The sequence below is a fragment of the Streptomyces sp. NPDC101151 genome (genome assembly GCF_044768335.1).
In the GTDB taxonomy this organism is placed as follows: Bacteria; Actinomycetota; Actinomycetes; order Streptomycetales; family Streptomycetaceae; genus Streptomyces.
Genome location: NZ_JBIWPP010000001.1, coordinates 441,025 through 466,641 on the forward strand (window position 1 = coordinate 441,025; position 25,617 = coordinate 466,641).

Below are 25,617 nucleotides of genomic sequence, written 5' to 3' on the forward strand. Positions count from 1 at the left end.
AACCCTTTGGTCCAGTGGACCCTCCCGCTCTGGTCAACGCCAGGCGGCGGTCGCAAGTTCCCTTGTGCGTGCGGGGGCTCGGTTCGGCCATACGGATGACGTGCTCTTTCGGCCTTTCGCACGCGTGGGAGCGCGGATGCGCCACACACGCGCGTGGCGGGTCCTCAGAACACGCGCGGTGGTCCCTCAGGACAGGCGAGGGCGGAACCTCAGGACATGCGTGGCGGGTGTCCTCAGAACAGTCCGGTGGCCGCGAAGCGCAGGACCAGCTGGGGTGCGCCGGAGAGGGCCACGCCGAGGACGCCGGTGAGGGCGAGTGCGGCGGTGAGGGGGCCCGGGGCCCGGTGCCGGGCGGGTTCGCCGTCGGGGGCGCGGAACAGCAGGGCCGTCCACTGGAGGTAGTAGAAGAGGGCGATCACCACGTTGACGGCCATCACCACGGCGAGCCAGCCCAGACCCGCGTCGACGGCCGCCGAGAAGACGGTGACCTTGGCGAACAGGCCGATGACGCCGGGCGGCAGCCCGGCGAGGCACAGCAGGAAGAAGGCCAGGAGAAGGGCCGCACCCGGGTTGGAGGCGTACAGGCCCCGGTAGTCGCTGATCCGGTTCAGGGACTTGGTACGGCCCACCAGGGCGGCCACCGCGAAGGCGCCGAGGTTCACGGCGGCGTACATGAGGGCGTACGCGACCGTGGAGCCGATCGCCTTCTGGCCGTCCTCGGCGTACCCGGCGGCGGCGATCGGCACCAGCAGGTAGCCGGCCTGGCCGACGGAGGACCAGGCGAGCAGTCGTACGGCGCTGTACGCGCGCGTGGCCTGCTGGCGCAGGGCGCCGACGTTGCCCACGGTCATGGTGAGTGCGGCCAGCGCGGCGAGCGCGGGCCCCCAGACGTCGGCGTACGACGGGAAGGCGACGACGGTGACCAGGATCAGGCCGGTGAAGCCAACCGCCTTGCCGACGACCGACAGGTAGGCGGCGATGGGCAGCGGCGCGCCCACGTACGTGTCGGGAACCCAGAAGTGGAAGGGGACGGCGGCCGTCTTGAAGGCGAAGCCGACGAGGGTGAGGACGACGCCGGTCTGGGCGAGGGTGTGCAGCTGTCCGTCGACGTGCTGGATCCGCTGGGCGACCTGGGTGAGGTAGAGGGTGCCGGTGGAGGCGTAGACGAAGCTGATGCCCATCAGGCTCACCGCGGTGGCGCTGACCGAGGACAGGAAGAACTTCAGGGCCGCCTCGGAAGACCGCTTGTCGCCGTGCCGGATGCCGACGAGGGCGAAGGCGGGCAGGGAGGCGACCTCCAGGGCGACGATCAGCGTGGCCAGGTCGCGGGAGGCGGGCAGCAGGGCGGCGCCGGCCGCGGAGGACAGCAGCAGGAACCAGAACTCCCCCGCCGGGACGCGCCGCTGCTCGTCCTTGAGGTTCGTCACCGACAGCAGGGCCGCGAGCAGGGCGCCGCCGAGGACGAGGAACTGGATGACGAGGGTGAAGGGGTCGGCGGTGTAGCTGCACACGCGCGCGTCGCCGGTCAGGCAGAAGGTGCTGCGGTCGCCGTCCAGCAGCGGCAGCAGCATCAGCGTGGCGGCGGCGAGACCCGCGACGGAGACCCAGCCGAGCAGGGGCTTGCGCGCCTCCGGCACGAACAGGTCCGCGACGAGCACGGCGAGCGCGACCACCGCGGCGATGGTCGGCGGCGCGATGGCGAGCCAGTCGACGGACTGGACCGCGGACAGGGCCGTGGACTGGGCCAGTGGCTGGGCCAGGGCGCTCATCGGGTGCCTCCTGCGAGGAGCTGCTGCACGGCCGGGTCGGTCAGGCCGAGCAGGGCCCTCGGCCACAGTCCGGCGACGACGGTGAGGGCGACGAGCGGGGTCCAGGCCGCGAACTCGTAGCCGCGGACGTCCGCAAGCTTCGGCATGTCCTGGGGTACGGCGCCCATGCACACCCGGCGGACCACGATCAGCATGTACGCGGCTGTCAGCAGGGTGCCGAACGCGCCGATCGCCATGAAGGTGAGGAACGCGGGCCGGCTGAGGCCGGCGGCTGGGTCGAAGGCTCCGAACAGCGCGAGCATCTCGCCCCAGAACCCGGCGAGTCCGGGCAGGCCGAGCGAGGCCACGGCGGCGAAGGCGAGCAGGCCGCCCAGGCGCGGGGCCTTGCCGTACAGGGCGGCGCCCGTCTCCTCGGCCAGGGTGTCGAGGTCGGTGCTGCCCGTGCGGTCCTTCAACGCGCCGACCAGGAAGAACAGGAGGCCGGTGATGAGGCCGTGGGCGATGTTGGCGAACAGCGCGCCGTTCACGCCGGTCGGGGTCATGGTGGCGATGCCCAGCAGGACGAAGCCCATGTGGCCGACGGAGGAGTAGGCGATCAGACGCTTCAGGTCGCCCTTCGCGCCCCGCTTGGCGAGGGCCAGGCAGGCCAGGGACCCGTAGATGATCCCGACCACGGCGAACGCGGCGAGGTAGGGCGCGAAGGTGCGGAAGCCGTCCGGAGCCACCGGCAGCAGGATTCGAACGAATCCGTACGTACCCATCTTCAGCAGTACGCCGGCCAGCAGGACCGAGCCGACGGTCGGGGCTGCGGTGTGGGCGTCGGGCAGCCAGCTGTGCAGCGGCCACATCGGTGTCTTGACCGCGAGTCCGATCCCGATCGCCAAAACGGCGACGACCTGCACGGATGTGGTGAGCGACCGGCCGTTGTCAGTGGCGAGTGCCACCATGTCGAACGTGCCCGCCTTGATTCCGATCAGGAGCAGGCCGAGCAGCATGACGACGGAGCCGAGCAGCGTGAACAGGATGAACTTCCACGCGGCCCGGGTCCGGCCCTCGCCGCCCCAGCGGGCGATGAGGAAGTACATCGGGATGAGCACCATCTCGAAGGCCAGGAAGAACAGCAGCAGGTCGAGGACGGCGAAGGTCGCGAGCGTGCCGGACTCTAGGAGGAGCAGCAGCGCGACGAATGCCTTCGGGGACCCGCCGGACGGCAGCTTGAAGTACGAGTAGAGCGCGCAGAGGAAGGTCAGCAGCGCGGTGAGGACCAGAAGGGGGAGGGAGATGCCGTCGATTCCGAGGTGGATCCGCACGTCGAGTGCCGGGATCCAGCTGATGTCGGTCGTGGCCTGCATCTTCGACGGATGGTCGTGGTCGAAGCCGAGCGCGAGGACGATCGCGGCGATGAGGATCACGCCGGTCACGGTCACGCCGTGCCGCAGCACGGCCTGCCCCGGCGACTTCCCCTTCAGCCCGGGCGGGGCCGGCAGGAGAGCGGCGGCGGCACCGAGGAGCGGGCCGACGACGACGAACGCCAGAAGGAACTGCATCACGGACTCGTTGATATCGATCACGCCTGCTCACGCTCCCGTGGCGACGAGGAGAACGGCCACCGCCAGGACGACGGTGCCGGCGAGCAGCGCGCTCACATAGGTCTGCACGTTGCCGGTCTGTGCGCGCCGTACGGCGGCCCCGAGGATCCGGGGCAGGGCGGCCGCGCCGCGCACGTAGGTGTCGACGACCTCGCGGTCGAGGAACCGGACGAGACTCGCTCCGGCCTGGACCGGGCGGACGAACAGCGCCGCGTACACGGCGTCCAGGTGGAAGCCGACGGCCGCGGGCCGGTAGAGCGGGCCGAGCAGCAGCCGGCCGGGGTCGGGTGCGTGGGCCAGGTCGCGCCGGGCCGGCCCGTGGTCGGTGAGGGCGTGGGCCTCGACCAGGCTCGCGTCGCCCTCCGGGTGTGCGGCGGCCTCTCCCTCGAGGCGCTCCCAGTCGAAGGTCGGCGCGGGCGCTGCCGGGACGTGTGCGGCGAGGGCACGGGTGCGCTGCCAGGCGCCGTAGGTGAGGAGTCCGCCGACCAGCGCGAGGCCGGTGCCGAGGATGGAGGTGAGGAGCGTCGGGGTCAGGTCACGACCGTCGAACCACCCGGGCAGGGAGCGGTAGGCGAGCCCGCCGAAGGCCAGGGACGGCACGGTCAGGACCCACAGCACCACGGTCATCGTGAGCGGTTGGCGGCCGTGGTCGGGAGCCTCGGCACCTCGGCCGCGGAAAGCCAGCAGCCACAGGCGCGTGGCGTAGGCGGCGGTGAAGAGGGCCGAGAGCAGACCGGCGACGAGGACGATCCAGCCCGCCGCACCGGGGGCGTGGTCGGTGTGGCCGGTGGCCACGTGTTCGGCGGCGCCGAGGACGGACTCCTTGGAGAAGAAGCCGCTGAAGGGCGGGACGGCGGCGAGCGCGAGGAGCGCCACGGTCATCGTCCAGTAGGCGTCCGGGACGCGGTCGCGCAGGTGGCTCATGCGGGACATGGCGGCCAGCGAGTTGGTGCCGGCGGCGTGGATGATCACGCCGGCCGCGAGGAACAGCAACGCCTTGAAGGCGCCGTGCGACAGGAGGTGGAAGACGGCGGCACCGCGGTCGCCGACGGCGAGGGCGCCGGTCATGTAGCCGAGCTGGCCGATCGTCGAGTAGGCGAGGACCCGCTTGATGTCGTCCTGGGCCAGTGCGGCGAGGCCGGAGCCGGCCATCGTGACGGCGGCCATCACGGCGAGGACCACCATCGCGGCCTGGGACGCCTCGAACACCGGGAGGAGACGGGCGACGAAGTAGACACCGGCGGCGACCATCGTCGCGGCGTGGATCAGTGCCGATACGGGCGTCGGGCCCGCCATCGCGTCGGGGAGCCAGGTGTGCAGCGGGAACTGCGCCGACTTGCCGGCCACGCCCGCGAGCAGCAGCAGGGCGATCAGGGTCGGATGGTCGAGTCCGCCGGCGGCGGCCATGCCGAGGACCCGGGTGATGCGGAACGACCCGGCGTCGGTGGCCAGGGCGAACAGACCGATGAGGAACGGCACGTCGCCGAGCTTGGTGACCAGGAAGGCCTTGAGGGAGGCGGCGCGGGCCTCGGGTGTCTCCCAGTAGTGGCCGACCAGGAAGTAGGAGCAGATGCCCATGACTTCCCAGCCGACCAGCAGCACGATCAGGTCGCCCGAGTAGACGACGAGGAGCATCGCGGAGGTGAACAGGGACACGAGGGCCGCGTAGGAGGGGTAGCGCGGGTCGTCGCGCAGGTAGCCCGTCGAGTAGATCTGCACGCAGGTCGCGACGAAGGCCACCAGGACGGCGACGAGCGCGGCGAAGCCGTCGATGTGCAGGCCCAGCTCGATCGGCACCGAGCCGGTGGGTGTCAGCTCCGTGCGGGAGTCGATGGCCTGACCGCCGCCCTGCCGTACGGCGACCAGGGCGGCCAGGACCAGCGCGGCCAGGGCCGGCAGCACGGCGAGCGGGCGGACGAAACCGGGGGCGGTACGGCCCAGGAGCAGGCCTGCCACGGCGCCCAGGAACGGCAGAAGGGGGACGAGGACGGCGAGGGTGGTCGTGGTCACGCGGTGGCCTCAGCCTTCTCGGCCGCGGGGGCGTCGGTGTCGGGGCCGTCGGTGTCGTCGCCGTGGCCCTCGGCGGTGTCACGAAGCTTGTCGATGTCGGAGGTGCCGCGGTTGCGGTACACGGCGAGCACGATCGCCAGGCCGATGCCGATCTCGGCGGCGGCGATGGCGATGGTGAACAGGGTCAGCGCCTGACCGGAGTGCAGGGTCTCCTCGGCGGCCCGGCTGAGCCAGACGTCGAAGGCGACCAGGTTGAGGTTGACGGCGTTGAGCATCAGCTCGACCGACATCAGGACCAGGATCGCGTTGCGGCGGGCGAGGACGCCGTACAGGCCGGTGCAGAAGAGGAGGGCGGAGAGGACGGCGGGATAGGCGAGGTGCATCAGCGGGTGCCTTCCTTCTCGCCGGAGGCGGCCACGGGGGTGTCCGCGGTGCCCGGTGTGCCGGAGGCCGTGCCCGGTGTGCCGGAGGCCGTACCCGGTGTGCCGGAGGCCGTGTCCGCCCTCGCCTTGCGGGACAGGACGATCGCGCCGACCAGGGCCGCGAGGAGAAGGACGGAGAGGGCCTCGAAGGGCAGGACCCAGTTCTGGAACAGGCTTTCGCCGGTGACACGGGTGCTGCCTGCGGCCGGGCCGTCCAGGTCGATCCAGGTCGCGCGGAACGCGTCGACGACCACCCACACCAGGGCGCCGGCGGCCGCCACCGCGACGGCGAGGGCGGCCCACCGGTTGCCGGAGTCGGCGTCCGGGGAGCGGCCGATGGGGGCCTTGGTGAGCATCAGACCGAACAGGAGGAGGACGACGACGGAGCCGACGTAGATGAGGACCTGCACCCAGGCGATGAACTCGGCGGTGAGCAGGAGGTACTCGACGGCGAGTCCGCCGAGGGTGACCACCAGCCACAGGGCGGCGTGCACCAGTTGCCGGGTGGTGACGGTGACGAGGGCCGCGCCGAAGGTGACCAGGCCGACGAGCAGGAAGGCGATCTCGACACCGGTCGGGGACAGAAAGCCGTGCTGGGCTGCGGCGAGGCTCACGACTCCCCCTCCTGCGGGGCGGCCTGGGCGGCCGCCAGCTTCTCGGCGGTCTTGCGGGCGGCGGCGATCTCCTTCGGCTCCTCCGCGCCGGCATCCAGGGCGGGCGGGGCGGGGACGGTCCACATCCACTCGCGGAGTTTGTCGCGTTCGTGGGTGAGCTCGCGGATGTCGGTCTCGGCGTACTCGAACTCCGGGGACCAGAACAGCGCGTCGAAAGGACAGACCTCGATGCAGATACCGCAGTACATGCACAGGGAGAAGTCGATGGCGAACCGGTCGAGGACGTTGCGGCTGCGCTCGCGCCCGCCCGGGGCGGCCGGCGGGACCGTCTCCTTGTGGGAGTCGATGTAGATGCACCAGTCGGGGCACTCGCGGGCGCACAGCATGCAGACCGTGCAGTTCTCCTCGAACAGGCCGATCACCCCGCGGGTGCGGGGCGGCAGCTCGGGCTGGGCGTCCGGGTACTGCTCGGTGACCGACTTCCTGGTCATCGTGCGGAGGGTGACGGCCAGGCCCTTGGCAAGGCCGGAGCCGGGGATCGACAGGCGGGGCCGCCCGGAGGGCGTCGTTGAGGGGCGGTGGTCGGGCGACGGGCGGGACATTACGAGATCACCACCTTGACGATGCCGGTGAGGGCGATCTGGGCGAGAGAGAGGGGGACGAGCAGGGTCCAGGAGAGCTTCTGGAGCTGGTCCTCGCGCAGGCGGGGGTAGGTCACGCGGAGCCAGATGACCACGAAGGCGAGGATCGCGGCCTTGAGCAGGGTCCACACCCACCCCAGGCCCTCGGCGCCCCAGGGGCCGTGCCAGCCGCCCAGGAAGAGGACGGTGGTCAGACCGCACAGGACGATGATTCCGGCGTACTCGGCGAGCAGGAACAGCGCGAAGCGCAGGCCGGTGTACTCGGTGTACGCGCCGAAGATGATCTCCGAGTCGGCGACGGGCATGTCGAACGGCGGGCGCTGCAGCTCGGCGAGACCGGCGACGAAGAACACGACCGCGCCGACGATCTGCCAGGGGAGCCACCACCAGTGGAAGGCGTGGAGGATGCCCGGGAGGGAGACGGTTCCCGCCGCCATGGCCACGGAGGCCGCGGCGAGCAGCATCGGGAGTTCGTAGGCGAGCAGCTGTGCGGCCGTGCGCAGGCCTCCGAGCAGGGAGAACTTGTTCGCGCTTGCCCAGCCGGCCATGAGCGAGCCGAGGACGCCGACGCCCATCACCGCGAGCACGAAGAAGACGCCCGCGTCCAGGACCTGGCCGACCGCCCCCTCGCTCGGCCCGATCGGGATCGCGAGCAGCACGAGCAGGTACGGCAGCAGGGCCACGGCGGGTGCCAGCTGGAAGACACGGCGGTCGGCGCCCGCCGGGACCACGTCCTCCTTCTGCGCGAACTTCACGCCGTCGGCGATGAGCTGGGCCCAGCCGTGGAAGCCGCCCGCGTACATCGGGCCGAGGCGGCCCTGCATGTGGGCCATCACCTTGTGCTCGGTCTGGCCGACGATCAGCGGGAAGGTGAGGAAGACGACGAACACGACGAGGAGTCGCAGGGCGACGTCCAGCGCGTCGTTCACTGCGGGCCTCCTGTGGGTTCGTCGGGGGTGCTGCGGTCTTCGGTCGGCGTAGGGGCTTCCGGCTGCGTTTCCGGCTGCGGTTGCGATTGCGGTTGCGATTGCGTTTCCGGCTGCGGCTCGGGCGCACGGTTCGCCTCCGGTGCCCGCTTCTGCTCCGGTGCCTGCTCCGATTCCGCTGCCTGCTCAGGCTCCGGTGCCTGCTCCGGCTCCCGTGCCTGCTCCCGCTTCTGCTGCTCGTCGAAGGCCGGGCGCGCGTGGTGCCAGGGGGCGTCCGAGCTGCGCGGGGCCGCGCTCCGGCGAGCGGCGCTGTCCTGTTCGGCCGACGCCGGTTCGGCCGAAGCCGGCTCCGGTGCCTGGGCCCCCTGGGAGGCCGAGCCCTGCGAGGCGGTGCGTGCGCGGCGCACCGGCCGTGCCGGCGCCGAACCGGGCTCCTGCGCCGCCGGGGCCTCCGTGGCCGGTTCCTCCGTCGTGCCCTCGGCCGGTGTCTCCGCCTGGCTCACCGAGCCCTCGCTCGCGCTCCTCGTCCGACGCGGCCGGGCAGCGGCTCCGGCTGCTGGAGCAGCTCCAGCAGCCGCACCGGCGCCACCAGCAGCCTCTGCGGCCTCCCCCGTCTGGCTCGCCGTGCCCTCCGCCGCCGTGCGTGTCCGCCGTACCGGGCGCTCTCCGGCCGCGGCGCGCTCTCCGGCCGCGGCGCGCTCTCCGGCCGCGCGCACCGGACGTTCGCCCGCGGCGCGCGCCCCCCGGGCCGGGCGGGCCGGAGCGGCGGGCAGCTGGCCCTTGAGCGGGCCCCACTCGTTCGGGTCCGGGACACCCGGCGGCAGCATCTGGCGGCGCTTCGGGCCGCCGTGGTCGGATTCGCCCGGCTCCTTGGCGCCGGGCCAGGCCTTGGCCACGCGGGCGGCGAGCACGAAGTCCTTGCGCAGGGGGTGTCCCTCGAAGGTCTCCGGGAGGAGAAGGTGCTCCAGGCCCGGGTGCCCCTCGAAGACGACCCCGAACATCTCGTGGGTCTCGCGCTCGTGCCAGGCCGCGCCGGCGTAGACGCCGACGGCGGAGGGCAGCGTCGGTGCCTCGTGCGGGACCGTCGTACGCACCAGCAGGCGGCGGACCGGTGAGAGGGCCACGACGTGGGCGGAGACACGAAAGCCCGTGCCCGGTTCGTCGACCGCGCTCAGCCAGTCGAAGTAGGTGCAGGACAGGGTCGTACGGGCCGTTTCCAGGGCGGTGAGCCAGGAGGACGGCGGGACGTCCACCGTCAGGACCTCGTACGACTCCTCGGCCGTGGCCTGCGTACCGAAGAGTTCCTCGGCGGGGGCGGGCAGCCAGCCGGCCGTGCTCATCGCACGTCCCCCTCGGCGGAAGCGGAGGCGGAAGCGGAGGCGGAAGCGGAGACGGAGGCCGATGTGGGCGCCGGGGGTTTCACCAGGCCGCTCTGCAGGGCGGCCGTGGACGCCCGGCCGGTCCCGTACCGCTCCGCCAGCGACTCGCGGGCGATCTTCTCCTGGAGCTTGAGGATGCCCTGGAGCAGCGCCTCGGGGCGCGGCGGGCAGCCGGGGACGTACACGTCGACCGGGATGATCTGGTCGACACCCTTGGTGACGGAGTACGAGTCCCAGTACGGGCCGCCGCAGTTGGAGCAGGCGCCGAAGGAGATGACGTACTTGGGTTCCGGCATCTGCTCGTACAGGCGCTTCACGGCCGGGGCCATCTTGTCCGTCACGGTGCCGGAGACGACCATCAGGTCGGCCTGCCGGGGACCCGGCGCGAAGGGGATGACACCGAGGCGGATGAAGTCGTGGCGGGCCATCGACGCGGCGATGAACTCGATCGCGCAGCAGGCGAGGCCGAAGTTGAACACCCACAGCGAGTAGCGGCGGCCCCAGTTCAGGACCACCTTCATCGGCTCGGGGGCGAGCCGGGCGAGGGCGCCGAGCCGCTTCGGCTCGAGAATCGGCAGCGGCTCCGGAGCAGACGGGTTCACGTCCATGTCAGAACCCCCTTCTTGTAGGCGTACAGCAGACCCACGGCGAGGAAGCCGAGGAAGATGAACATCTCCACCAGGGTCGTCGCCCCGTAGCCGGGGGCGGCGAAGACCGTCGCCCAGGGGAACAGGAAGATCGAGTCGACCGCGAAGATCACGTAGAGGAAGGCGTAGACGTAGTAGCGGACCTGGGTGTGGGCCCAGCCCTCGCCGACGGGGTCGACGCCGCACTCGTAGGTCAGGAGTTTCTCCGGGGTCGGCACGACCGGCCGCAGCAGGCGGCCGGCGCCGAAGGCGACCGCGACGAAGAGCACGCCCACGAGGGCGAGCAGTCCCACGACCGAGTAGGACTGGAAGTAGTCGGCCGCGACGTCCGCCGCGGCGACCGTCGAGTCCCCCAACGTCTCCCGCACCGTCGCCTCGCTCCCTGACCTCGTGACTTGGTGAACCCTGTGATGCAACGTGATTCGAGGATCTGTACGCACGGGAGTCTAGGCCCTGATAAAGACACGGTAAGCAGCCCGTCACACCGTGAGACGTGAGGAGCGTGCGCGGGGTGGGGTTTTCCCCAGTGCACAGGGGCGGTGGACCGCATGGCGCAACGGGTGCCGGGCACGGCAGGCTGGCCGGTATGACCGCTCCCGCCTCCGCCGCCGACCGGACCGACGGCACCGACCGCCTTCCGCCGGCCCGGTTCGCCCTCGAAACGCACACCTGGAAGGAGATCTCGCATCTCCTGCTGAACCTGCCGGTGTCGCTGTTCGGTTTCACCTATGTGTTCACCGTGGTGCTCGTCAGCGGAGTCCTCACCCTCACGGTGATCGGACTTCCGCTGCTGGCCGCCTGTCTGCTGGGCGCCCGGCAGCTGGGCAAGCTGGAGCGGATCCGGGCCCGCGCGCTGCTCGGGGTGCACGTCGAGGAGCCGACGCCCCTGCCGATCGCCAGAGGCGGAGGGCCGATGCAGCGGCTGTGGCTGGCGCTGAAGGACCCGGTGGGCTGGCGGACGCTGCTGTACGACTTCATCCGGCTGCCGTGGGGCATTCTCACCTTCTGCATCGCTCTGACCTCGCTGTTCGTGCTGTGGCCGGTGCTCCCGTTCATCGCGCGGGGGCTGGCCAACGTGGACCGGGCGATGGTGCGCGGCCTGCTGTCGCCCTCCGACGAGCTGGAGCGCCGTATCGCCGAGCTGGAGTCGGACCGCGGGGTCGTGGTCGACACCGCGGCCGCCGACCTGCGCCGTATCGAGCGGGACCTGCACGACGGGGCCCAGGCCCGGCTGGTGAACCTGGCGATGGGCCTTGGCCTGGCCAAGGAGAAGCTGCTGGAGGACCCGGACACGGCCGCGGCGATGGTGGCGGAGGCGCACGGCGAGGTGAAGCTGGCGCTGCAGGAGCTGCGGGATCTCGCCCGGGGCATCCATCCGGCCGTGCTGACCGACCGGGGCCTGGACGCGGCCCTGTCCTCGGTCGCCTCCCGGTGCACGGTCCCGGTGAAGGTGACCGCCGACCTGCCGGCCCGGCCGGCCCCGGCCATCGAGGGCATCGCCTACTTCACCGTCTCCGAGCTGCTGCAGAACGTCAGCAAGCACAGCGGGGCGCGCTCCGCCTCGGTCGACGTGTGGCGCTCGGAGGACCGGCTGCTGATCCAGGTCCGGGACGACGGCCGCGGGGGCGCCCGGCTGGAGAGCGGCAGCGGGATGCGGGGCCTGGCGGACCGGCTGGGCGCGGTGGACGGCCTGTTCATGGTCGACTCGCCGGTCGGGGGTCCGACGGTGGTCACGGCCGAGCTGCCCTGGCGGGACCGCACGGAGTAGCGGCACCGGCGCGGCCGGCGCCCCGGGCGCGGGCCCGCCCCCGGGGTGGGGAAAACCCCCGGTTCAAGAGGCCGACGGCCTCCATGGCCCGCGAAGCCGCTGCGCACCAGGCTTGGAGTGACGGCAGCACCGCCGCCAGGACGAGGAGAACGGGACGACACCGATGGCCACGGAGTACGGACAGGGGTACGGGCAAGGACACGGACACCCGGCCGGATCCGGCTTCCCCGCCCCCGGCGGGGAACGCCGCCACCTGCTGCCCGCCGCGCTGCGGGCGCCCGTCGAGGCACGCAGCTGGCGCGAGTTCGGCTATGTGCTGCTCAGCCTGCCCATCGCGGTCGTGCTGTTCAGCTGGACGGTGACCATGGTGGCGCTCGGCGCGGGCCTGCTGGTGACCTTCCTCGGGATCCCGGTGCTGGCTGCGGCGCTCGCCGGCTGCCGGGGCTTCGGCGCGCTGGAGCGCACGCGGGCGCGCGCGCTGCTGCGCCTGGAGGTGGCCGATCCGGAGCCGCTGCGGTCGGCCAAGCCCGGCGTGTTCGGGTGGATGGGCGCGGTGCTGAAGAGCGGCACGTCGTGGCGGCATCTGCTGTACGCGCTGCTGCAGTTCCCCTGGGCGGTGTTCTCCTTCGTCGTGGCGGTGAGCTTCTGGACGTACGGCTGGGCGCTGCTGACGTACCCGCTGTGGTTCTGGCTGTTCCCGATGTACGGCGGTCAGGGCGGTCTGCAGCTGTACGGCGACGAGCACCACAGCGTCTACCTCGACAACCCGTTCGAGATCACCGTGACCGCGCTGGTCGGCCTGCTGTTCACGCTGGCCACGCCGTGGATCGTACGAGCCCTGACCACGGTGGACGGGCTGCTGGTGCGCGGGCTGCTCGGGCCGTCGCGACTGTCGGCGCGGGTCGTGGAGCTGGAGTCGGACCGCGGGGTCGTGGTCGACACGGCGGCCGCCGATCTGCGCCGCATCGAGCGGGACCTGCACGACGGGGCCCAGGCCCGGCTGGTGGCCCTGGCCATGGATCTGGGCCTGGCCAAGGAGAAGCTGCAGGAGGATCCGCGGGCGGCTGCCCGGATGGTGGAGGACGCCCACGGCGAGGTGAAGACGGCCCTGCAGGAGCTGCGTGACCTGGCCCGCGGCATCCATCCGGCCGTACTGACCGACCGGGGCCTGGACGCGGCCCTGTCCTCGGTCGCCTCCCGCTGCACGGTCCCGGTGAAGGTGGAGGTCGACCTGCCGGCCCGGCCGGCCCCGGCCATCGAGGGCATCGCCTATTTCACCGTGTCCGAGCTGCTGCAGAACATCAGCAAGCACAGCCGGGCCCGGTCCGCCTCGGTCGACGTGTGGCGCTCGGAGGACCGGCTGCTGGTCCAGATCATGGACGACGGGGTGGGCGGCGCGGACGCGATGCGGGGCTCGGGCCTGGCGGGCCTGGCCGGACGCCTGGACGCGGTGGACGGCGTCCTGGTGGTGGACTCACCGGCGGGCGGCCCCACCCGGGTGATCGCCGAGCTGCCCTGGCGGGCCTGAGTGCCCGCATCCGTGACGACACCCCCCTACAACACCCCTGATTCCCTGGCTCCTGCGCACAAAAGCCCGAATGCTGGAATGCTGGACTTCCGTACAGGATGCCGTCGGAAGGTCGGGCAGTGGGGGGCCGGGAGATCGTGGAGGACAGGGTGCGGGTGGTCATCGCCGAGGATTCGGTGCTGCTTCGGGAGGGCCTGACCCGGTTGCTGACCGACCGCGGGCACGACGTCGTGGCAGGCGTCGGGGACGCGGAGGCGCTGATCAAGACCATCGCCGACCTGGACGCCCAGGGCACGCTGCCCGACGTGGTGGTGGCGGACGTACGGATGCCGCCGACGCACACCGACGAGGGGGTGCGGGCGGCCGTACGGCTGCGCAAGGCGCACCCGGGGCTCGGCGTGCTGGTGCTGTCACAGTACGTGGAGGAGCGCTACGCCACCGAACTGCTGGCCGGATCCAGCCGGGGCGTGGGCTATCTGCTCAAGGACCGGGTCGCCGAGGTGCGGGAGTTCGTCGACGCGGTGGTACGCGTGGCCGAGGGCGGTACGGCACTGGACCCCGAGGTGGTCGCACAGCTGCTCGGGCGCAGCCGCAAGCAGGACGTACTGGCGGGGCTCACCCCGCGTGAGCGCGAGGTGCTGGGGCTGATGGCCGAAGGGCGGACGAACTCGGCCATCGCCCGGCAGCTGGTGGTCAGCGACGGTGCCGTGGAAAAGCACGTCAGCAACATCTTCGTGAAGCTCGGACTGTCCCAGAGTGACGGCGACCACCGGCGTGTTCTGGCCGTTCTGACCTACCTGAACTCGTAACGGGCTGACACTGTGTCAGCAGTATGTCAGTCCGTCCGGCTTCTGTTGGGAGCCGGACACCCGGGCGGAGGCCGGAGCGGAGACCGAGGAAATGCGCGGGAGCGACTTGATCGATGTTCCAGCGCTGCGGGAAGGCTTAGAAGTCAGCGCTACCTGCCGTCTCGAAAAGCCGTCCACCATGCGGATGGCCACGGGAAGGCGACCCTAACCGACGTAGGGTTGATTCTGGGATGGTCCCTGGGAAGACCACGCCCGGACAGCCGCCTCGAAGGAGGTCCAGTTCAGTGACCAGCCAGGTCAGCAGCCCAGCGGAGCAGGCCGACGGAACCGTGGTCGGAGAGCAGCGCAAACCGGGCGGAGCGAAGGACGTGCGGCGCCTGGACCGGGTGATCATCCGGTTCGCGGGGGACTCGGGTGACGGCATGCAGCTCACCGGTGACCGGTTCACCTCGGAGACCGCGTCCTTCGGCAACGACCTCTCCACTCTCCCGAACTTCCCCGCCGAGATCCGCGCCCCCGCCGGCACCCTGCCCGGCGTCTCCTCGTTCCAGCTCCACTTCGCCGACCACGACATCCTCACCCCGGGCGACGCGCCGAACGTGCTGGTCGCGATGAACCCGGCCGCCCTGAAGGCCAACATCGGCGACCTGCCGCGCGGCGCCGAGATCATCGTCAACACGGACGAGTTCACCAAGCGTGCCCTGCAGAAGGTCGGCTACGCCGCCTCCCCGCTGGAGGACGGCTCGCTGGACGGCTACAACCTGCACCCGGTACCGCTGACCACTCTCACCGTCGAGGCGCTGAAGGAGTTCGAGCTCTCCCGCAAGGAGGCCGAGCGCAGCAAGAACATGTTCGCCCTCGGCCTGCTGAGCTGGATGTACCACCGGCCCACCGAGGGCACCGAGAAGTTCCTGAAGACCAAGTTCGCGAAGAAGCCCGACATCGCGGCAGCCAACGTCGCCGCGTTCCGGGCGGGCTGGAACTTCGGGGAGACGACGGAGGACTTCGCGGTCTCCTACGAGGTCGCCCCGGCCGCCAAGGCCTTCCCGGTCGGCACCTACCGGAACATCTCCGGGAACCTGGCTCTGGCCTACGGCCTGGTCACCGCGTCGCAGCAGGCGGATCTGCCGCTGTTCCTGGGCTCGTACCCGATCACGCCGGCGTCGGACATCCTGCACGAGCTGAGCAAGCACAAGAACTTCGGCGTGCGGACCTTCCAGGCGGAGGACGAGATCGCCGGCATCGGCGCGGCGCTGGGGGCGGCCTTCGGCGGCTCGCTCGCGGTGACCACGACGAGCGGCCCCGGTGTCGCCCTGAAGAGCGAGACGATCGGGCTCGCGGTGTCGCTGGAACTTCCGCTGCTGGTGGTCGACATCCAGCGCGGCGGCCCCTCGACCGGTCTGCCGACCAAGACCGAGCAGGCGGACCTGCTGCAGGCGATGTTCGGGCGCAACGGCGAGGCGCCGGTCCCGGTGGTCGCCCCGAAGACCCCGGCGGACTGTTTCGACGCGGCGCTGGAGGCCGCCAGGATCGCGCTGACGTACCGCACGCCGGTGTTCCTGCTCTCCGACGGCTATCTGGCGAACGGCTCCGAGCCATGGCGGATCCCGGACCTGGACCAGCTGCCGGACCTGCGTGTGCAGTTCGCCTCCGGCCCGAACCACACGCTGGAGGACGGCACCGAGGTCTTCTGGCCGTACAAGCGGGACCCGCTGACGCTCGCCCGCCCGTGGGCGATCCCGGGCACGCCGGGCCTGGAGCACCGCATCGGCGGCATCGAGAAGCAGGACGGCACGGGCAACATCTCCTACGACCCGGCCAACCACGACTTCATGGTCCGCACCCGCCAGGCCAAGATCGACGGGATCGAGGTCCCGGACCTCGAGGTCGACGATCCGCACGAGGCGAAGACGCTGGTCCTCGGCTGGGGCTCGACCTACGGGCCGATCACGGCGGCGGTACGGCGGCTGCGCACGGCCGGCGAGTCGATCGCACAGGCGCATCTGCGCCACCTCAACCCCTTCCCGCGCAACCTCGGCGCGGTGCTGGGGCGGTACGACAAGGTGGTCGTCCCCGAGATGAACCTCGGTCAGCTGGCGACCCTGATCCGGGCGAGGTACCTGGTCGACGCCCACTCGTACAACCAGGTCAACGGCATGCCGTTCAAGGCGGAGCAGCTCGCCGCCGCGCTGAAGGAGGCCATCGATGAGTGACGCCACCAACGGGCTGCTGCAGCTGGTCCCCAAGGCGGAGGCCAGACAGTCGATGAAGGACTTCAAGTCCGACCAGGAAGTGCGCTGGTGCCCCGGCTGCGGTGACTACGCGATCCTGGCCGCCGTCCAGGGGTTCATGCCGGAGCTGGGCCTGGCCAAGGAGAACATCGTCTTCGTCTCCGGCATCGGCTGCTCGTCCCGCTTCCCGTACTACATGAACACCTACGGGATGCACTCCATCCACGGCCGCGCCCCCGCCATCGCGACGGGCCTGGCCTCCTCCCGCCGGGACCTGAGCGTGTGGGTGGTCACCGGCGACGGCGACGCCCTGTCCATCGGCGGCAACCATCTGATCCACGCCCTGCGGCGCAACGTCAACCTCAAGATCCTGCTGTTCAACAACCGGATCTACGGCCTGACGAAGGGCCAGTACAGCCCGACCTCCGAGGTCGGCAAGATCACCAAGTCGACCCCGATGGGCTCGCTGGACGCGCCGTTCAACCCGGTGTCGCTGGCGATCGGCGCGGAGGCGTCCTTCGTCGCGCGCACGATCGACTCCGACCGCAAGCACCTGACCGAGGTACTGCGCGCGGCCGCCGACCACCAGGGCACGGCCCTGATCGAGATCTACCAGAACTGCAACATCTTCAACGACGGCGCCTTCGACGCACTCAAGGACAAGCAGCAGGCCGAAGAGGCGCTGATCCGCCTGGAGCACGGGCGGCCGATCCGGTTCGGCGCCGACGGAGCGCGTGGCGTCGTACGAGACCGGCGGACCGGCGACCTGGAGGTGGTGACGGTGACCCCGGAGAACGAGGCGGAGATCCTGGTGCACGACGCGTACACCGCGTCCCCCACCACCGCCTTCGCCCTCTCCCGCCTCGCCGATCCCGACACGCTGCACCACACCCCGATCGGTGTGTTCCGCTCGGTCGAGCGGCCGGTCTACGACAGCCAGATGTCCGAGCAGCTGGACACGGCCATCGAACAGCACGGCAAGGGCGACCTGGCCGCCCTGCTGGCCGGCGGGGACACCTGGACGGTCATCGGCTGACGCCGCCTTCCGATCGCGAGGCCCGGGACTGGATTTCCCGGGCCTCGTCGTAGTCCCGGCGGGCCTTCTCGACCGCGCCCAGGCGGTCGTGCGTCCACTGGGCCAGCGACCGCACCTGCTCCGCCGCCTCGCGGCCGAGGTCGGTGAGCGAGTAGTCGACACGGGGCGGAATGACCGGCTTGGCGTCCCGGTGGACCAGGCCGTCGCGCTCCAGGGTCTGCAGGGTCTGGGTGAGCATCTTCTCGCTGATGCGGCCCACCTTGTCGATCGCCCGACGCAGTTCGCTGAACCGCAGGGAGCCGTCGATCAGCTCGATCAGGACGAGGACACCCCAGCGGCTCGTGACGTGCTCCAGGACGAGCCGGTAGGGGCACATGGCTTCGGCGTCGGCTCCGTTGCGCACTCGCGCGGTACTTACCACCATGCCAGTACCTTACTTCAAAGTGGGTACTTTCTTCTGGTTAGTGCAGCTCCTAGGGTGAGTGCCACAGCCACCCCACAAGGAGTTCTGAAGCATGAGCATCGTCGTCACCGGAGCCACCGGACACCTCGGCCGCCACATCGTCGAGCAGCTGCTGGAGAAGGTTCCGGCGGAGCAGATCACCGCCGTCGTGCGCGACGAGGCGAAGGCCGCCGACTTCGCGGCCCGCGGGGTCGGACTGGCCGTCGCCGACTACAACGCACCCGAGACCTTCGACGGGCTGTTCGCCGCGGGCGACAAGGTCCTGCTGATCTCCGGCAACGAGTTCGCCAAGGGCCGGGTTCAGCAGCACAAGGTCGTCATCGACGCCGCAGCGGCGGCGGGTGTGGCACTGCTGGCGTACACCAGCGCCCCCGGCAGCCTCAAGGCCGCGCTCGCCGACGACCACCGGGCCACCGAGGAGGTGCTGCTCGCCTCCGGGCTGCCTTACAGCCTGCTGCGCAACGGCTGGTACCACGAGAACTACACCGAGAACCTGGCCCCGGTGCTGGAGCACGACGCGGTCGTCGCGGCCGCCGGTGAGGGCCGGGTCTCCTCGGCCTCCCGCGCCGACTACGCCGCGGCCGCGGTCGCCGTGCTGACCGGCGAGGGACACGAGAACACGACGTACGAGCTGGGCGGCGACGCGGCGTGGAGCTTCGCCGAGTACGCCGCCGAGCTGAGCCGTCAGACCGGCAAGAAGATCGCCTACAACGCCGTCTCCGGCGAGGTGCTGAAGGGCATCCTGGCCGGCGCCGGGCTGCCCGAGCCCCTGGTCGAGATCTTCGTCGGCGTCGACGCCTCGATCGGGCAGGGCGAACTGGTCGTCTCCACCGGCGACCTGGCCCGCCTGGCCGGCCGCCCGACCACCCCGCTCGCCGAGGCGGTCACCGCCGCGCTGAAGGCCTGAACTCCTGGACCGTGAGCCCTTGAGCACCCCTGACCTCACCTGTCATGACCGTATGGCGATACGGACATGACAGGTGAGGGTGGTCGGCGCTACCTTCTTTCTCGCGTGCGTGGAGAGGCGAGGAGGAGGGGCCCATGACCGGGACGTCCAAGGGAGAGCACCGGACAGGCCTGCTGAACGGTTTTGCCGCGTACGGCATGTGGGGACTGGTCCCCCTGTTCTGGCCGCTGCTGAAGCCCGCCGGGGCCCTGGAGATCCTGGCCCACCGCATGGTGTGGTCCCTCGTCTTCGTCGCCGTCGCCCTGCTCGTCGTACGGCGCTGGGCCTGGGCCGGGGAGTTGCTGCGCCAGCCGCGGCGGCTGGCGCTGGTCACCGTTGCCGCAGCCGTCATCACCGTGAACTGGGGCGTCTACATATGGGCCGTGAACTCCGGCCATGTCGTCGAGGCCTCCCTCGGGTACTTCATCAACCCGCTGGTGACCATCGCGATGGGCGTGCTGATCCTTGAGGAACGGCTGCGGCCCGTGCAGTGGGCGGCGGTCGGGGTCGGTTTCGCCGCCGTGGTCGTGCTGACCGTCGGCTACGGCCGACCTCCGTGGATCTCTCTCTGCCTCGCCTTCTCGTTCGCCACCTATGGGCTGGTGAAGAAGAAGGTCGCCCTCGGCGGCATCGAGTCGCTGACCGCCGAGACCGCGATCCAGTTCCTGCCCGCGCTCGGCTATCTGCTCTGGCTCACCGCCCACGGCGACGCGACCTTCACCACCGGCGGCGGCGGGCACGCCGCCCTCCTCGCCTCCACCGGGTTCGTCACCGCGCTGCCGCTGGTCTGCTTCGGCGCGGCGGCGATCCGCGTGCCCCTCTCCACCCTGGGGCTGCTGCAGTACCTGGCCCCCGTCTTCCAGTTCCTGCTCGGCATCCTCTACTTCCACGAGGCCATGCCCGCCGAGCGCTGGGCCGGCTTCGCCCTGGTCTGGCTGGCGCTGGTCCTGCTCACCTGGGACGCACTGCGCGCGGCAAGGAGGCCGAGGAGGCTGGTCGTGCCGCCCCGCGTGGAGGCGCCCCCTGCGCAGACGCCCAGTTCCGCTCCGGTGGACGCCTGACGGGTCCGCATCAAAACCGGGGGGCGCTGTCAGTGGCAGACGCTATAAGTGGTGCCCATGTCGACGCAGACACCCGCACCACTGCACTGGAAGCTCGTCATCGACGCGGCCGACCCGCACGCGCAGGCCGACTTCTGGGCGGCCGCACTGCACTACGCGGCCGAGGACAACAGCGCGCTCGTCGAGCGGCTGCTGTCGCTCGGCGCGCTGCCCGAAGAGGCCACCGCCGAGTATCACGGCCGCCCCGCCTTCCGTGACCTGATCGCCGTACGGCACCCCGACGACCCCTACGACCCTGACTCCGGCACCGGGCTGGGGCGGCGGCTGCTGTTCCAGCGCGTCCCGGAGACGAAGACCGTGAAGAACCGGCTCCACCTCGACCTGCACCCCGGCGACCGGCTGCGCGCGGACGAGGTGGCACGCCTGGAGGCCCTCGGCGCACGCGTTCTCAGCGAGGTGAAGCAGCCGGGAGGCGAGTGGGTGGTGCTGGCGGACCCCGAGGGCAATGAGTTCTGCGTGCACTGACGGGCGACGTCCGCGCGCGGTGCCAAAGGGGTTCGTGCGGGCCGGTTACGCCCGCGCCGCCTTGGCCGCGCGGTCGGTCAGCCGGAGCATGCGGGCGCGGGCGGACTCCAGGGGCTCCGGTTCGTCGGCCGCGGGTCCCGGCTCCGCCATGAGCTCGGTCCACAGGTCGATCAGGTCGCGGCCCATCCGCAGGCCCTGCTCCGGGTCGCGCACCGCCCGCCAGGCGGTGGCCGCGCTCCGCACGTTGCCGTAGGCCGCCTCCGCGTCCCGGGCCTGCCGGCGCAGCCGGGCGAGGTCCAGGGAGAGCTGGAAGGAGCGGACCGGGTTGCCCGCCAAGTAGGCGATGTAGGAGGTCAGTTCGCGCAGGTGCAGCACCTCGGGATGACGGGGACCCAGCACCCCGGAGGCCTCGACGACCGTATGGTCGGCGAGTTCCGCCGCGGCCTCGATACGACCGTCCCGAACGGCTTCGTTGATCCGCGCCATCGGCCCGGTGAGCAGCTCGGCCCCCTCCGCGGTCTCGGCCACGGGCTCGTCCCCCAGCACCTCTTCGGCCACGGCGTCGAAGCCACGGGCCGGGGTGGGGGTGGCGGACGAGGCCCGCACGGACTCGGGGTCGAGCAGAAGCGGCGCGTTCGGCGCGGGCGCCGCCGCGGGCGCCGGCGCGGATGCAGGTGCGGGGTCGGGCTGCCGGGCGGACTCCGGGGCAGGTTGCGTCACGACGGGGGAGGCGGGGCGCGCGTCCACGTCCGGCGGCTCAGCGGCCCCGGCCGGACGTGCGTCCACGGCGTCACGTGCTGCGGCGCGCGCCGCGCGCGCATCCATGACGGGCGGCGGCCCGAAGCGCCCCGTGGGTGTCTGCACCACACCCGGGACGCCCGGCGCGGCCGCCCGGGCCCCCTCCGTACCCGGCGTACCCCGCGGAGCGACCCGTACCGGGTCTCCGGCCACCTTGCTGGAACCGTCCGCCGAGACCTCCAGCGGGACCACACAGCCGGCGCGGTCGTCGTGGATCGTGGCGCGTATGGGGGTGCCCAGGCTGATGGCCAGGCGCTGGAGGTGGTTCAACACGGCCTGCTGGATCTCCTCGCCCGGCGCCGCGACGACCGTCGTCCCGCCCACCGACGCACTGCCCGCACCGGACACCCTGACCTGCACCGCCACAGGGTGTGCCGCGGGCTTCTGCGCCCGCTTCTTCTCGAAGCTGAGTCGAGACATCGGTTCCCTCACTCCCCCGGCGTCGCGCTCCGGTCGTACGCGCCCTACCAACCAGTCTGTCTGCTCAGCCCGGCTCGCGCGTCACCACGACGTCACAGCCTCGCACCAGCCGCACCCCCTTGAAGTAGACTGCTTGCGTGTGCATAAAATGCACACGCTGATATTCGCGGAACGACATCACTCTCTCTGGGGGACCCATGAGCCGCCGCTTCCTTTTCGTGCTGGGCAGCGCCCGCCTCGACGGCAACACCGAGCTGCTGGCCCGCGAGGCCGCCGAGCAGCTGCCCGGGGACGTGGAGCAGCGGTGGATCCGCCTGGCCGAGCATCCGCTGCCCGACTTCACGGACCTGCGGCACGACAGCGACCACGTACGGCCGCCCTCGGACACCGAGACCGGTCTGCTGCTGGACGCCACCCTCGCGGCCACGGACATCGTGATCGCCTCACCGCTGTACTGGTACTCGGTGTCCAGCCTCACCAAGCGGTACCTGGACTACTGGTCGGCCTGGTTGCGCACCCCGGGCCTCGACTTCAAGGCCACCATGGCCGGACGCACGTTGTGGGGTGTCGCGGCGCTCGCGGACCGGGAGCCGTCGGTCGCCGATCCCTTGGCCGGCACGCTCAACAACTCCGCCGCCTACCTGGGGATGCGCTTCGGCGGGGTGCTGCTGGGCAACGGCAGCGCACGCGGGGACGTACGCAAGGACACCGACGCACTGGCGCGTGCCAAGACGTTCTTCGCGCAGGAGGCGCCCCCTGCCCGCTTCCCGTTCCAGGACGCGTGAGGCGTCCTAAGCACTGATGTCCTTCGTCGTGAACCGCGCCCAGGCCGCCGAGCCGAACACGGCCGCGTACAGCGCCTGCAGGCCCAGGTTCGTCACCAGGTCGTCCCAGTAGACGGGTTCGCGCATCAGGTCGGCGAAGGACAGCCAGTAGTGGGAGAAGAAGTACGGCTGCAGCGCGTGCAACTGGGGTATCTGGTCGAGGATCTGGACGGTGATCAGCAGGCCCACGGTGGTCGCCATCGCCGCGATACCGCTGTTGGTCAGCGTCGACACGAACAGGCCGAGGGCCGCGACGCCCACCAGTGAGGCGGCGACGACCAGGGCGATCAGCAGTGCGCGGCCGAGGCCTTCGGTGAAGCTGATCCGGGTGCCGGAGATGGTGGTGAGGTCGCCGAGCGGGAACAGCAGCGCTCCGACGACGAGTGCGCTGCCGGCCACGACCAGGGTGGCCAGCACGCAGAAGGACATGACGGTCGTGTACTTGGTGAGCAGCAGACGGGTACGGCCGGCCGGGGCGACCAGCAGATAGCGCAGGGTGCCGGCGGCCGACTCACCCGCGATCGCATCACCCGCGACGACGCCGACGGCCATCGGCAGGAAGAACGGCAGGGTCGCGGCCAGCGCCGTGAACACCAGGAACAGGCCGTTGTTGGTTATCTGCGCGATGAACGCCGGGCCCTCGCCGCCGCTCGGGCCCGCCGCCGAGCCGCCCCGCGTCTCGATCTTCACGGCGATCCCGACCAGCACCGGCACCGCCGCCAGCACCCCGAGCAGCGCGAGTGTGCGCCAGCGGCGGACGGTGGTGACCAGCTCGCTGCGCAGCAGGCCGAAGGTCCACAGGGGGTTCGGGCGGCCGGGGCCGGGTGCGGCCGGTGCCGGGAGTGCCTCAGCCCGCGACATCGAACCCCTCCCCCGTCAGTGCCACGAACGCGTCCTCCAACGAGGCCCGTTCGAGCGTGAATCCCCGGACGCGGACGCCTGCCGTGACCAGGGCCGCGTTCACCTCGGCGAGGTCCCGTACGGGCGGTTCGCAGGTCACGCGGTCGCCGTCCGCGGTCACGTCCCCGACGCCCTGCTCCTTCAGCACCCGGGCCGCCTCGCCCGGGTCCGGCGTGGTCACCACCAGCCGGCCGCGCGCCCCGGCCGCCAGGTCGGACACCGCGCCCTGTGTGACCAGACGGCCCTGTGTCATCACCGCCGCGTGTGTGCAGACCTGCTCGATCTCGTCGAGCAGGTGGGAGGAGAGAAACACGGTCGTGCCGTCGGAGGCCAACTCGCGTATCAGCGCACGGATTTCGCGCATGCCCTGCGGGTCGAGGCCGTTGGTCGGCTCGTCCAGGACGAGCAGTCTGCGCGGCTGGAGCAGGGCCGAGGCCAGGCCCAGCCGCTGCTTCATGCCGAGCGAGTAGGCCCTCGCCTTCTTGCCCGCCGCGGCCGCGAGGCCCACCCGGTCCAGGGCAGCCGCGACGCGGGCCCGCCGGGTGCGCGGGTCGGCGGTCGGGTCGGCGGCGTCGTAGCGCAGCAGGTTGTCCCGGCCGGAGAGGAAGCCGTACAGGGCAGGGCCCTCGATCAGCGCGCCGACCTGAGGGAGGACTGTGCGGGTGGCCCGGGGCATGGGGCGGCCCAGCACGCGGGCCGTGCCCGAGGTCGGCTCGATCAGGCCCATCAACATGCGGATGGTGGTGGTCTTGCCTGAGCCGTTCGGGCCGAGGAAGCCGAAGACGCTGCCCGCCGGGACGGTCAGGTCGAGACCGTCGACGGCGAGCTGTCCGCCGCGGTAGCGCTTGGTGAGGCCGCGCGTGGCGATGGCGTGCCCAGGCGCGTCTCCCGAGTCCCGCTCCGTGGTGGACGGTTCGTCCATCGGCTCCCTCGATTCGTCATGTCCCAGGAGTGACTCCGGGGGCACCCAGGAGTGCCCCCGGACGGGCTACTTCGCTTCGTTCGCCGCCTTCACCAGCGTGTCCTTGGTGACCGCTCCGGCGTACACCTTGCCGTCGTCGGTGATCAGGGCGTTGACCAGGCGGGTGGAGAAGACCGTGCCCTTGCCGAACTTCCCGGAGACCTGGTCGCCGAGCGAGCCGAGGAAGCCGTCGAGGTCACCGCCCCGGGAGCCGGACGGCATGCCTCCCTCCGCGCCGGTGTCGAAGGTGGCGATGGACGTCCAGCCCTTCCCGAGCACATCGGACCCCTTCAGGCCCTCGGCGAAGCCCTTGCCGGACTCCGGGGCCTGGCGCGGCGCCTTGGACTCCGCCTTGTCCTCGGTGACCTTCGCGCCCTTGGGTGGGGTGAAGTCGAAGGTGGAGGCGGCCGGCCTGGCGAAGGAGACCTGGGTGAAGCCCGCGTCGAGGACGGCGGAGCCGCCGCTCTTCGGGGTCAGCGTGAACTTGAGCGGCATGCCCGTCTTCGCGTCCACGGCGATGCTGATCGCGCCGACCGTGGTGCCGGACTGCTTGGGCTTGATCAGCAGCTTGTAGGCGTCGCGTCCGGCGACCTGGGCGGTGCCGTCGACGGTCACGGACGTGGTGTCGTCGACCGACTTGAGGACCTCGTCGGCGAAGCCCTTGGGCGTGGCCTGCGGCTCCGCCGTGTGCTCCTTGCCGGAGTCGGCGGCGGTGCCGTGGTAGACCTCGTTGCTCTTGCTGTCGTAGCCCCAGACGTCCTTGCCGTCGTGGATGAGGCTGTACTCGGCGCCGCTCTCCAGCAGCGACAGCTTCTGCCGGTCCGGGCCGTCGGTGGCCATGCGCAGCGTGTGCGTGCCGGAGACCAGCTCGGTGAGCTTGGACTCCGGGTCGGCGGAGGAACCGTCGCCACCGCCCTGGGCCGCGCCGGACACCAGGCTGCTCTCCAGGCCACCGAGGTTCGGCAGGCCGAGGTCGGTGGTGATCTTCACCGTGCCGGACAGCTGCTGCACGTCCGACTTGGCGATCTTGTCGATGAGCTGCTGTGCGGTGATCTTCGGCAGGTCCGGGTCACCGGAGTCGGCGAGCGCCGGGACCAGCCCGATCGTGGCCGCCGCCACCCCCACCACCGCAACCGGGACCACGTACCGGGCGGCCTTGCGGCGTCCCGTGTGCAGGTCTTCGTCCTGCGCGGCGGCCGTTGCCTCGTCGGATTCGTACGGTGCCATCTGTGCCTTACCTCCGTCGTCGGCGGCGGCTGTCCCCACACTGGTCCACCTGAGCCGCCATTCTCACCCGAATCGGTGAGGAGTGGTGATTTCCGTGGTTTCCATCTGACCAAATCGGCCGTG

Annotated in this window: 24 protein-coding genes; 9 read left to right on the top strand and 15 right to left on the bottom strand. The window is 71.3% G+C overall.

What is annotated here, in order from left to right:
* Positions 1 to 233: 233 nt before the first annotated feature.
* From ACIRU3_RS02120 to ACIRU3_RS02165, 10 genes are all read right to left on the bottom strand, one after another.
* Positions 234 to 1,769, bottom strand: a complete 1,536-nt coding sequence (locus ACIRU3_RS02120) for an NADH-quinone oxidoreductase subunit N (protein WP_404050028.1) — start codon at positions 1,767 to 1,769, stop codon at positions 234 to 236.
* Positions 1,766 to 3,340, bottom strand: coding sequence for an NADH-quinone oxidoreductase subunit M (locus ACIRU3_RS02125; RefSeq protein WP_404050030.1), 1,575 nt, complete (start codon positions 3,338 to 3,340; stop codon positions 1,766 to 1,768). Before ACIRU3_RS02125 ends, ACIRU3_RS02120 begins: the two co-directional genes overlap by 4 nt.
* Positions 3,341 to 3,346: 6 nt before the next feature.
* A complete protein-coding gene (locus tag ACIRU3_RS02130; RefSeq protein WP_404050032.1) occupies positions 3,347 to 5,368 on the bottom strand; it encodes an NADH-quinone oxidoreductase subunit L in 2,022 nt (673 codons plus the stop codon).
* Positions 5,365 to 5,751 carry an NADH-quinone oxidoreductase subunit NuoK gene (gene nuoK, locus ACIRU3_RS02135; protein ID WP_404050035.1) on the bottom strand — a complete coding sequence of 129 codons (387 nt, stop codon included), beginning with the start codon at positions 5,749 to 5,751 and terminating at the stop codon, positions 5,365 to 5,367. The genes ACIRU3_RS02130 and nuoK overlap by 4 nt, the downstream gene beginning before the upstream one ends.
* Entirely contained in the window at positions 5,751 to 6,404 is a 654-nt protein-coding gene (locus tag ACIRU3_RS02140) for an NADH-quinone oxidoreductase subunit J (RefSeq protein WP_404050037.1), read from the bottom strand. Before ACIRU3_RS02140 ends, nuoK begins: the two co-directional genes overlap by 1 nt.
* Positions 6,401 to 6,895, bottom strand: coding sequence for a 4Fe-4S binding protein (locus ACIRU3_RS02145; protein WP_404050542.1), 495 nt, complete (start codon positions 6,893 to 6,895; stop codon positions 6,401 to 6,403). The genes ACIRU3_RS02140 and ACIRU3_RS02145 overlap by 4 nt, the downstream gene beginning before the upstream one ends.
* Positions 6,896 to 7,005: 110 nt before the next feature.
* Positions 7,006 to 7,974, bottom strand: a complete 969-nt coding sequence (locus ACIRU3_RS02150; protein ID WP_404050040.1) for an NADH-quinone oxidoreductase subunit H — start codon at positions 7,972 to 7,974, stop codon at positions 7,006 to 7,008.
* Positions 7,971 to 9,311 carry an NADH-quinone oxidoreductase subunit C gene (locus ACIRU3_RS02155; protein WP_404050042.1) on the bottom strand — a complete coding sequence of 447 codons (1,341 nt, stop codon included), beginning with the start codon at positions 9,309 to 9,311 and terminating at the stop codon, positions 7,971 to 7,973. Before ACIRU3_RS02155 ends, ACIRU3_RS02150 begins: the two co-directional genes overlap by 4 nt.
* On the bottom strand, positions 9,308 to 9,958 hold the full coding sequence (locus ACIRU3_RS02160) for an NADH-quinone oxidoreductase subunit B (RefSeq protein WP_404050045.1): 651 nt from the start codon (positions 9,956 to 9,958) through the stop codon (positions 9,308 to 9,310). The genes ACIRU3_RS02155 and ACIRU3_RS02160 overlap by 4 nt, the downstream gene beginning before the upstream one ends.
* A complete protein-coding gene (locus ACIRU3_RS02165; RefSeq protein WP_404050047.1) occupies positions 9,949 to 10,365 on the bottom strand; it encodes an NADH-quinone oxidoreductase subunit A in 417 nt (138 codons plus the stop codon). Before ACIRU3_RS02165 ends, ACIRU3_RS02160 begins: the two co-directional genes overlap by 10 nt.
* Positions 10,366 to 10,583: 218 nt before the next feature.
* On the opposite strand from ACIRU3_RS02165, the gene ACIRU3_RS02170 reads away from it, so the two are divergent.
* The 5 genes from ACIRU3_RS02170 (at position 10,584) to ACIRU3_RS02190 (ending at position 17,369) form a co-directional block, all read left to right on the top strand.
* Positions 10,584 to 11,765: a sensor histidine kinase gene (locus ACIRU3_RS02170; RefSeq protein ID WP_404050050.1), complete on the top strand. Its 1,182-nt coding sequence runs from the start codon at positions 10,584 to 10,586 to the stop codon at positions 11,763 to 11,765.
* Between the two features lie 163 nt (positions 11,766 to 11,928).
* Positions 11,929 to 13,293 (top strand): sensor histidine kinase, encoded by a 1,365-nt coding sequence (locus ACIRU3_RS02175; RefSeq protein ID WP_404050053.1) that lies wholly within the window; start codon positions 11,929 to 11,931, stop codon positions 13,291 to 13,293.
* A 98-nt stretch (positions 13,294 to 13,391) separates the two neighbouring features.
* A complete protein-coding gene (locus ACIRU3_RS02180) occupies positions 13,392 to 14,102 on the top strand; it encodes a LuxR C-terminal-related transcriptional regulator (RefSeq protein WP_404050056.1) in 711 nt (236 codons plus the stop codon).
* 284 nt (positions 14,103 to 14,386) lie between these two features.
* Positions 14,387 to 16,315 (top strand): 2-oxoacid:acceptor oxidoreductase subunit alpha, encoded by a 1,929-nt coding sequence (locus tag ACIRU3_RS02185; protein ID WP_404050059.1) that lies wholly within the window; start codon positions 14,387 to 14,389, stop codon positions 16,313 to 16,315.
* Positions 16,308 to 17,369, top strand: a complete 1,062-nt coding sequence (locus ACIRU3_RS02190) for a 2-oxoacid:ferredoxin oxidoreductase subunit beta (RefSeq protein WP_404050061.1) — start codon at positions 16,308 to 16,310, stop codon at positions 17,367 to 17,369. Before ACIRU3_RS02185 ends, ACIRU3_RS02190 begins: the two co-directional genes overlap by 8 nt.
* On the opposite strand, the gene ACIRU3_RS02195 is transcribed toward ACIRU3_RS02190, so the two are convergent.
* The gene (locus ACIRU3_RS02195) at positions 17,359 to 17,793 is read right to left on the bottom strand and encodes a winged helix-turn-helix transcriptional regulator (protein ID WP_404050064.1); all 435 of its coding nucleotides are present in this window, start codon (positions 17,791 to 17,793) and stop codon (positions 17,359 to 17,361) included. The genes ACIRU3_RS02190 and ACIRU3_RS02195 overlap by 11 nt on opposite strands.
* 91 nt (positions 17,794 to 17,884) lie before the next feature.
* Between ACIRU3_RS02195 and ACIRU3_RS02200 the strand changes: the two genes are divergently transcribed.
* From ACIRU3_RS02200 to ACIRU3_RS02210, 3 genes are all read left to right on the top strand, one after another.
* Positions 17,885 to 18,739, top strand: a complete 855-nt coding sequence (locus tag ACIRU3_RS02200) for an NAD(P)H-binding protein (RefSeq protein WP_404050067.1) — start codon at positions 17,885 to 17,887, stop codon at positions 18,737 to 18,739.
* 134 nt (positions 18,740 to 18,873) lie between these two features.
* Entirely contained in the window at positions 18,874 to 19,839 is a 966-nt protein-coding gene (gene rarD / locus ACIRU3_RS02205; protein WP_404050069.1) for an EamA family transporter RarD, read from the top strand.
* Between the two features lie 57 nt (positions 19,840 to 19,896).
* Positions 19,897 to 20,364, top strand: coding sequence for a VOC family protein (locus ACIRU3_RS02210; RefSeq protein ID WP_404050072.1), 468 nt, complete (start codon positions 19,897 to 19,899; stop codon positions 20,362 to 20,364).
* Between the two features lie 45 nt (positions 20,365 to 20,409).
* Here the strand turns inward: ACIRU3_RS02210 and ACIRU3_RS02215 are convergent, their stop codons facing one another.
* Complete coding sequence (locus ACIRU3_RS02215) at positions 20,410 to 21,582, bottom strand: hypothetical protein (RefSeq protein WP_404050074.1); 1,173 nt, start codon at positions 21,580 to 21,582, stop codon at positions 20,410 to 20,412.
* Between the two features lie 197 nt (positions 21,583 to 21,779).
* Here ACIRU3_RS02215 and ACIRU3_RS02220 point away from each other — a divergent pair, with 197 nt between their 5' ends.
* Positions 21,780 to 22,367: a flavodoxin family protein gene (locus ACIRU3_RS02220; RefSeq protein ID WP_404050076.1), complete on the top strand. Its 588-nt coding sequence runs from the start codon at positions 21,780 to 21,782 to the stop codon at positions 22,365 to 22,367.
* A gap of 6 nt (positions 22,368 to 22,373) precedes the next feature.
* Here the strand turns inward: ACIRU3_RS02220 and ACIRU3_RS02225 are convergent, their stop codons facing one another.
* The 3 genes from ACIRU3_RS02225 to ACIRU3_RS02235 all read right to left on the bottom strand — a co-directional run bounded on the left by ACIRU3_RS02225 (position 22,374) and on the right by ACIRU3_RS02235 (position 25,494).
* The gene (locus ACIRU3_RS02225) at positions 22,374 to 23,267 is read right to left on the bottom strand and encodes an ABC transporter permease (RefSeq protein ID WP_404050079.1); all 894 of its coding nucleotides are present in this window, start codon (positions 23,265 to 23,267) and stop codon (positions 22,374 to 22,376) included.
* Complete coding sequence (locus tag ACIRU3_RS02230) at positions 23,254 to 24,228, bottom strand: ABC transporter ATP-binding protein (protein WP_404050081.1); 975 nt, start codon at positions 24,226 to 24,228, stop codon at positions 23,254 to 23,256. Before ACIRU3_RS02230 ends, ACIRU3_RS02225 begins: the two co-directional genes overlap by 14 nt.
* Positions 24,229 to 24,294: 66 nt before the next feature.
* Complete coding sequence (locus tag ACIRU3_RS02235) at positions 24,295 to 25,494, bottom strand: outer membrane lipoprotein carrier protein LolA (RefSeq protein ID WP_404050083.1); 1,200 nt, start codon at positions 25,492 to 25,494, stop codon at positions 24,295 to 24,297.
* Positions 25,495 to 25,617: the final 123 nt, after the last annotated feature.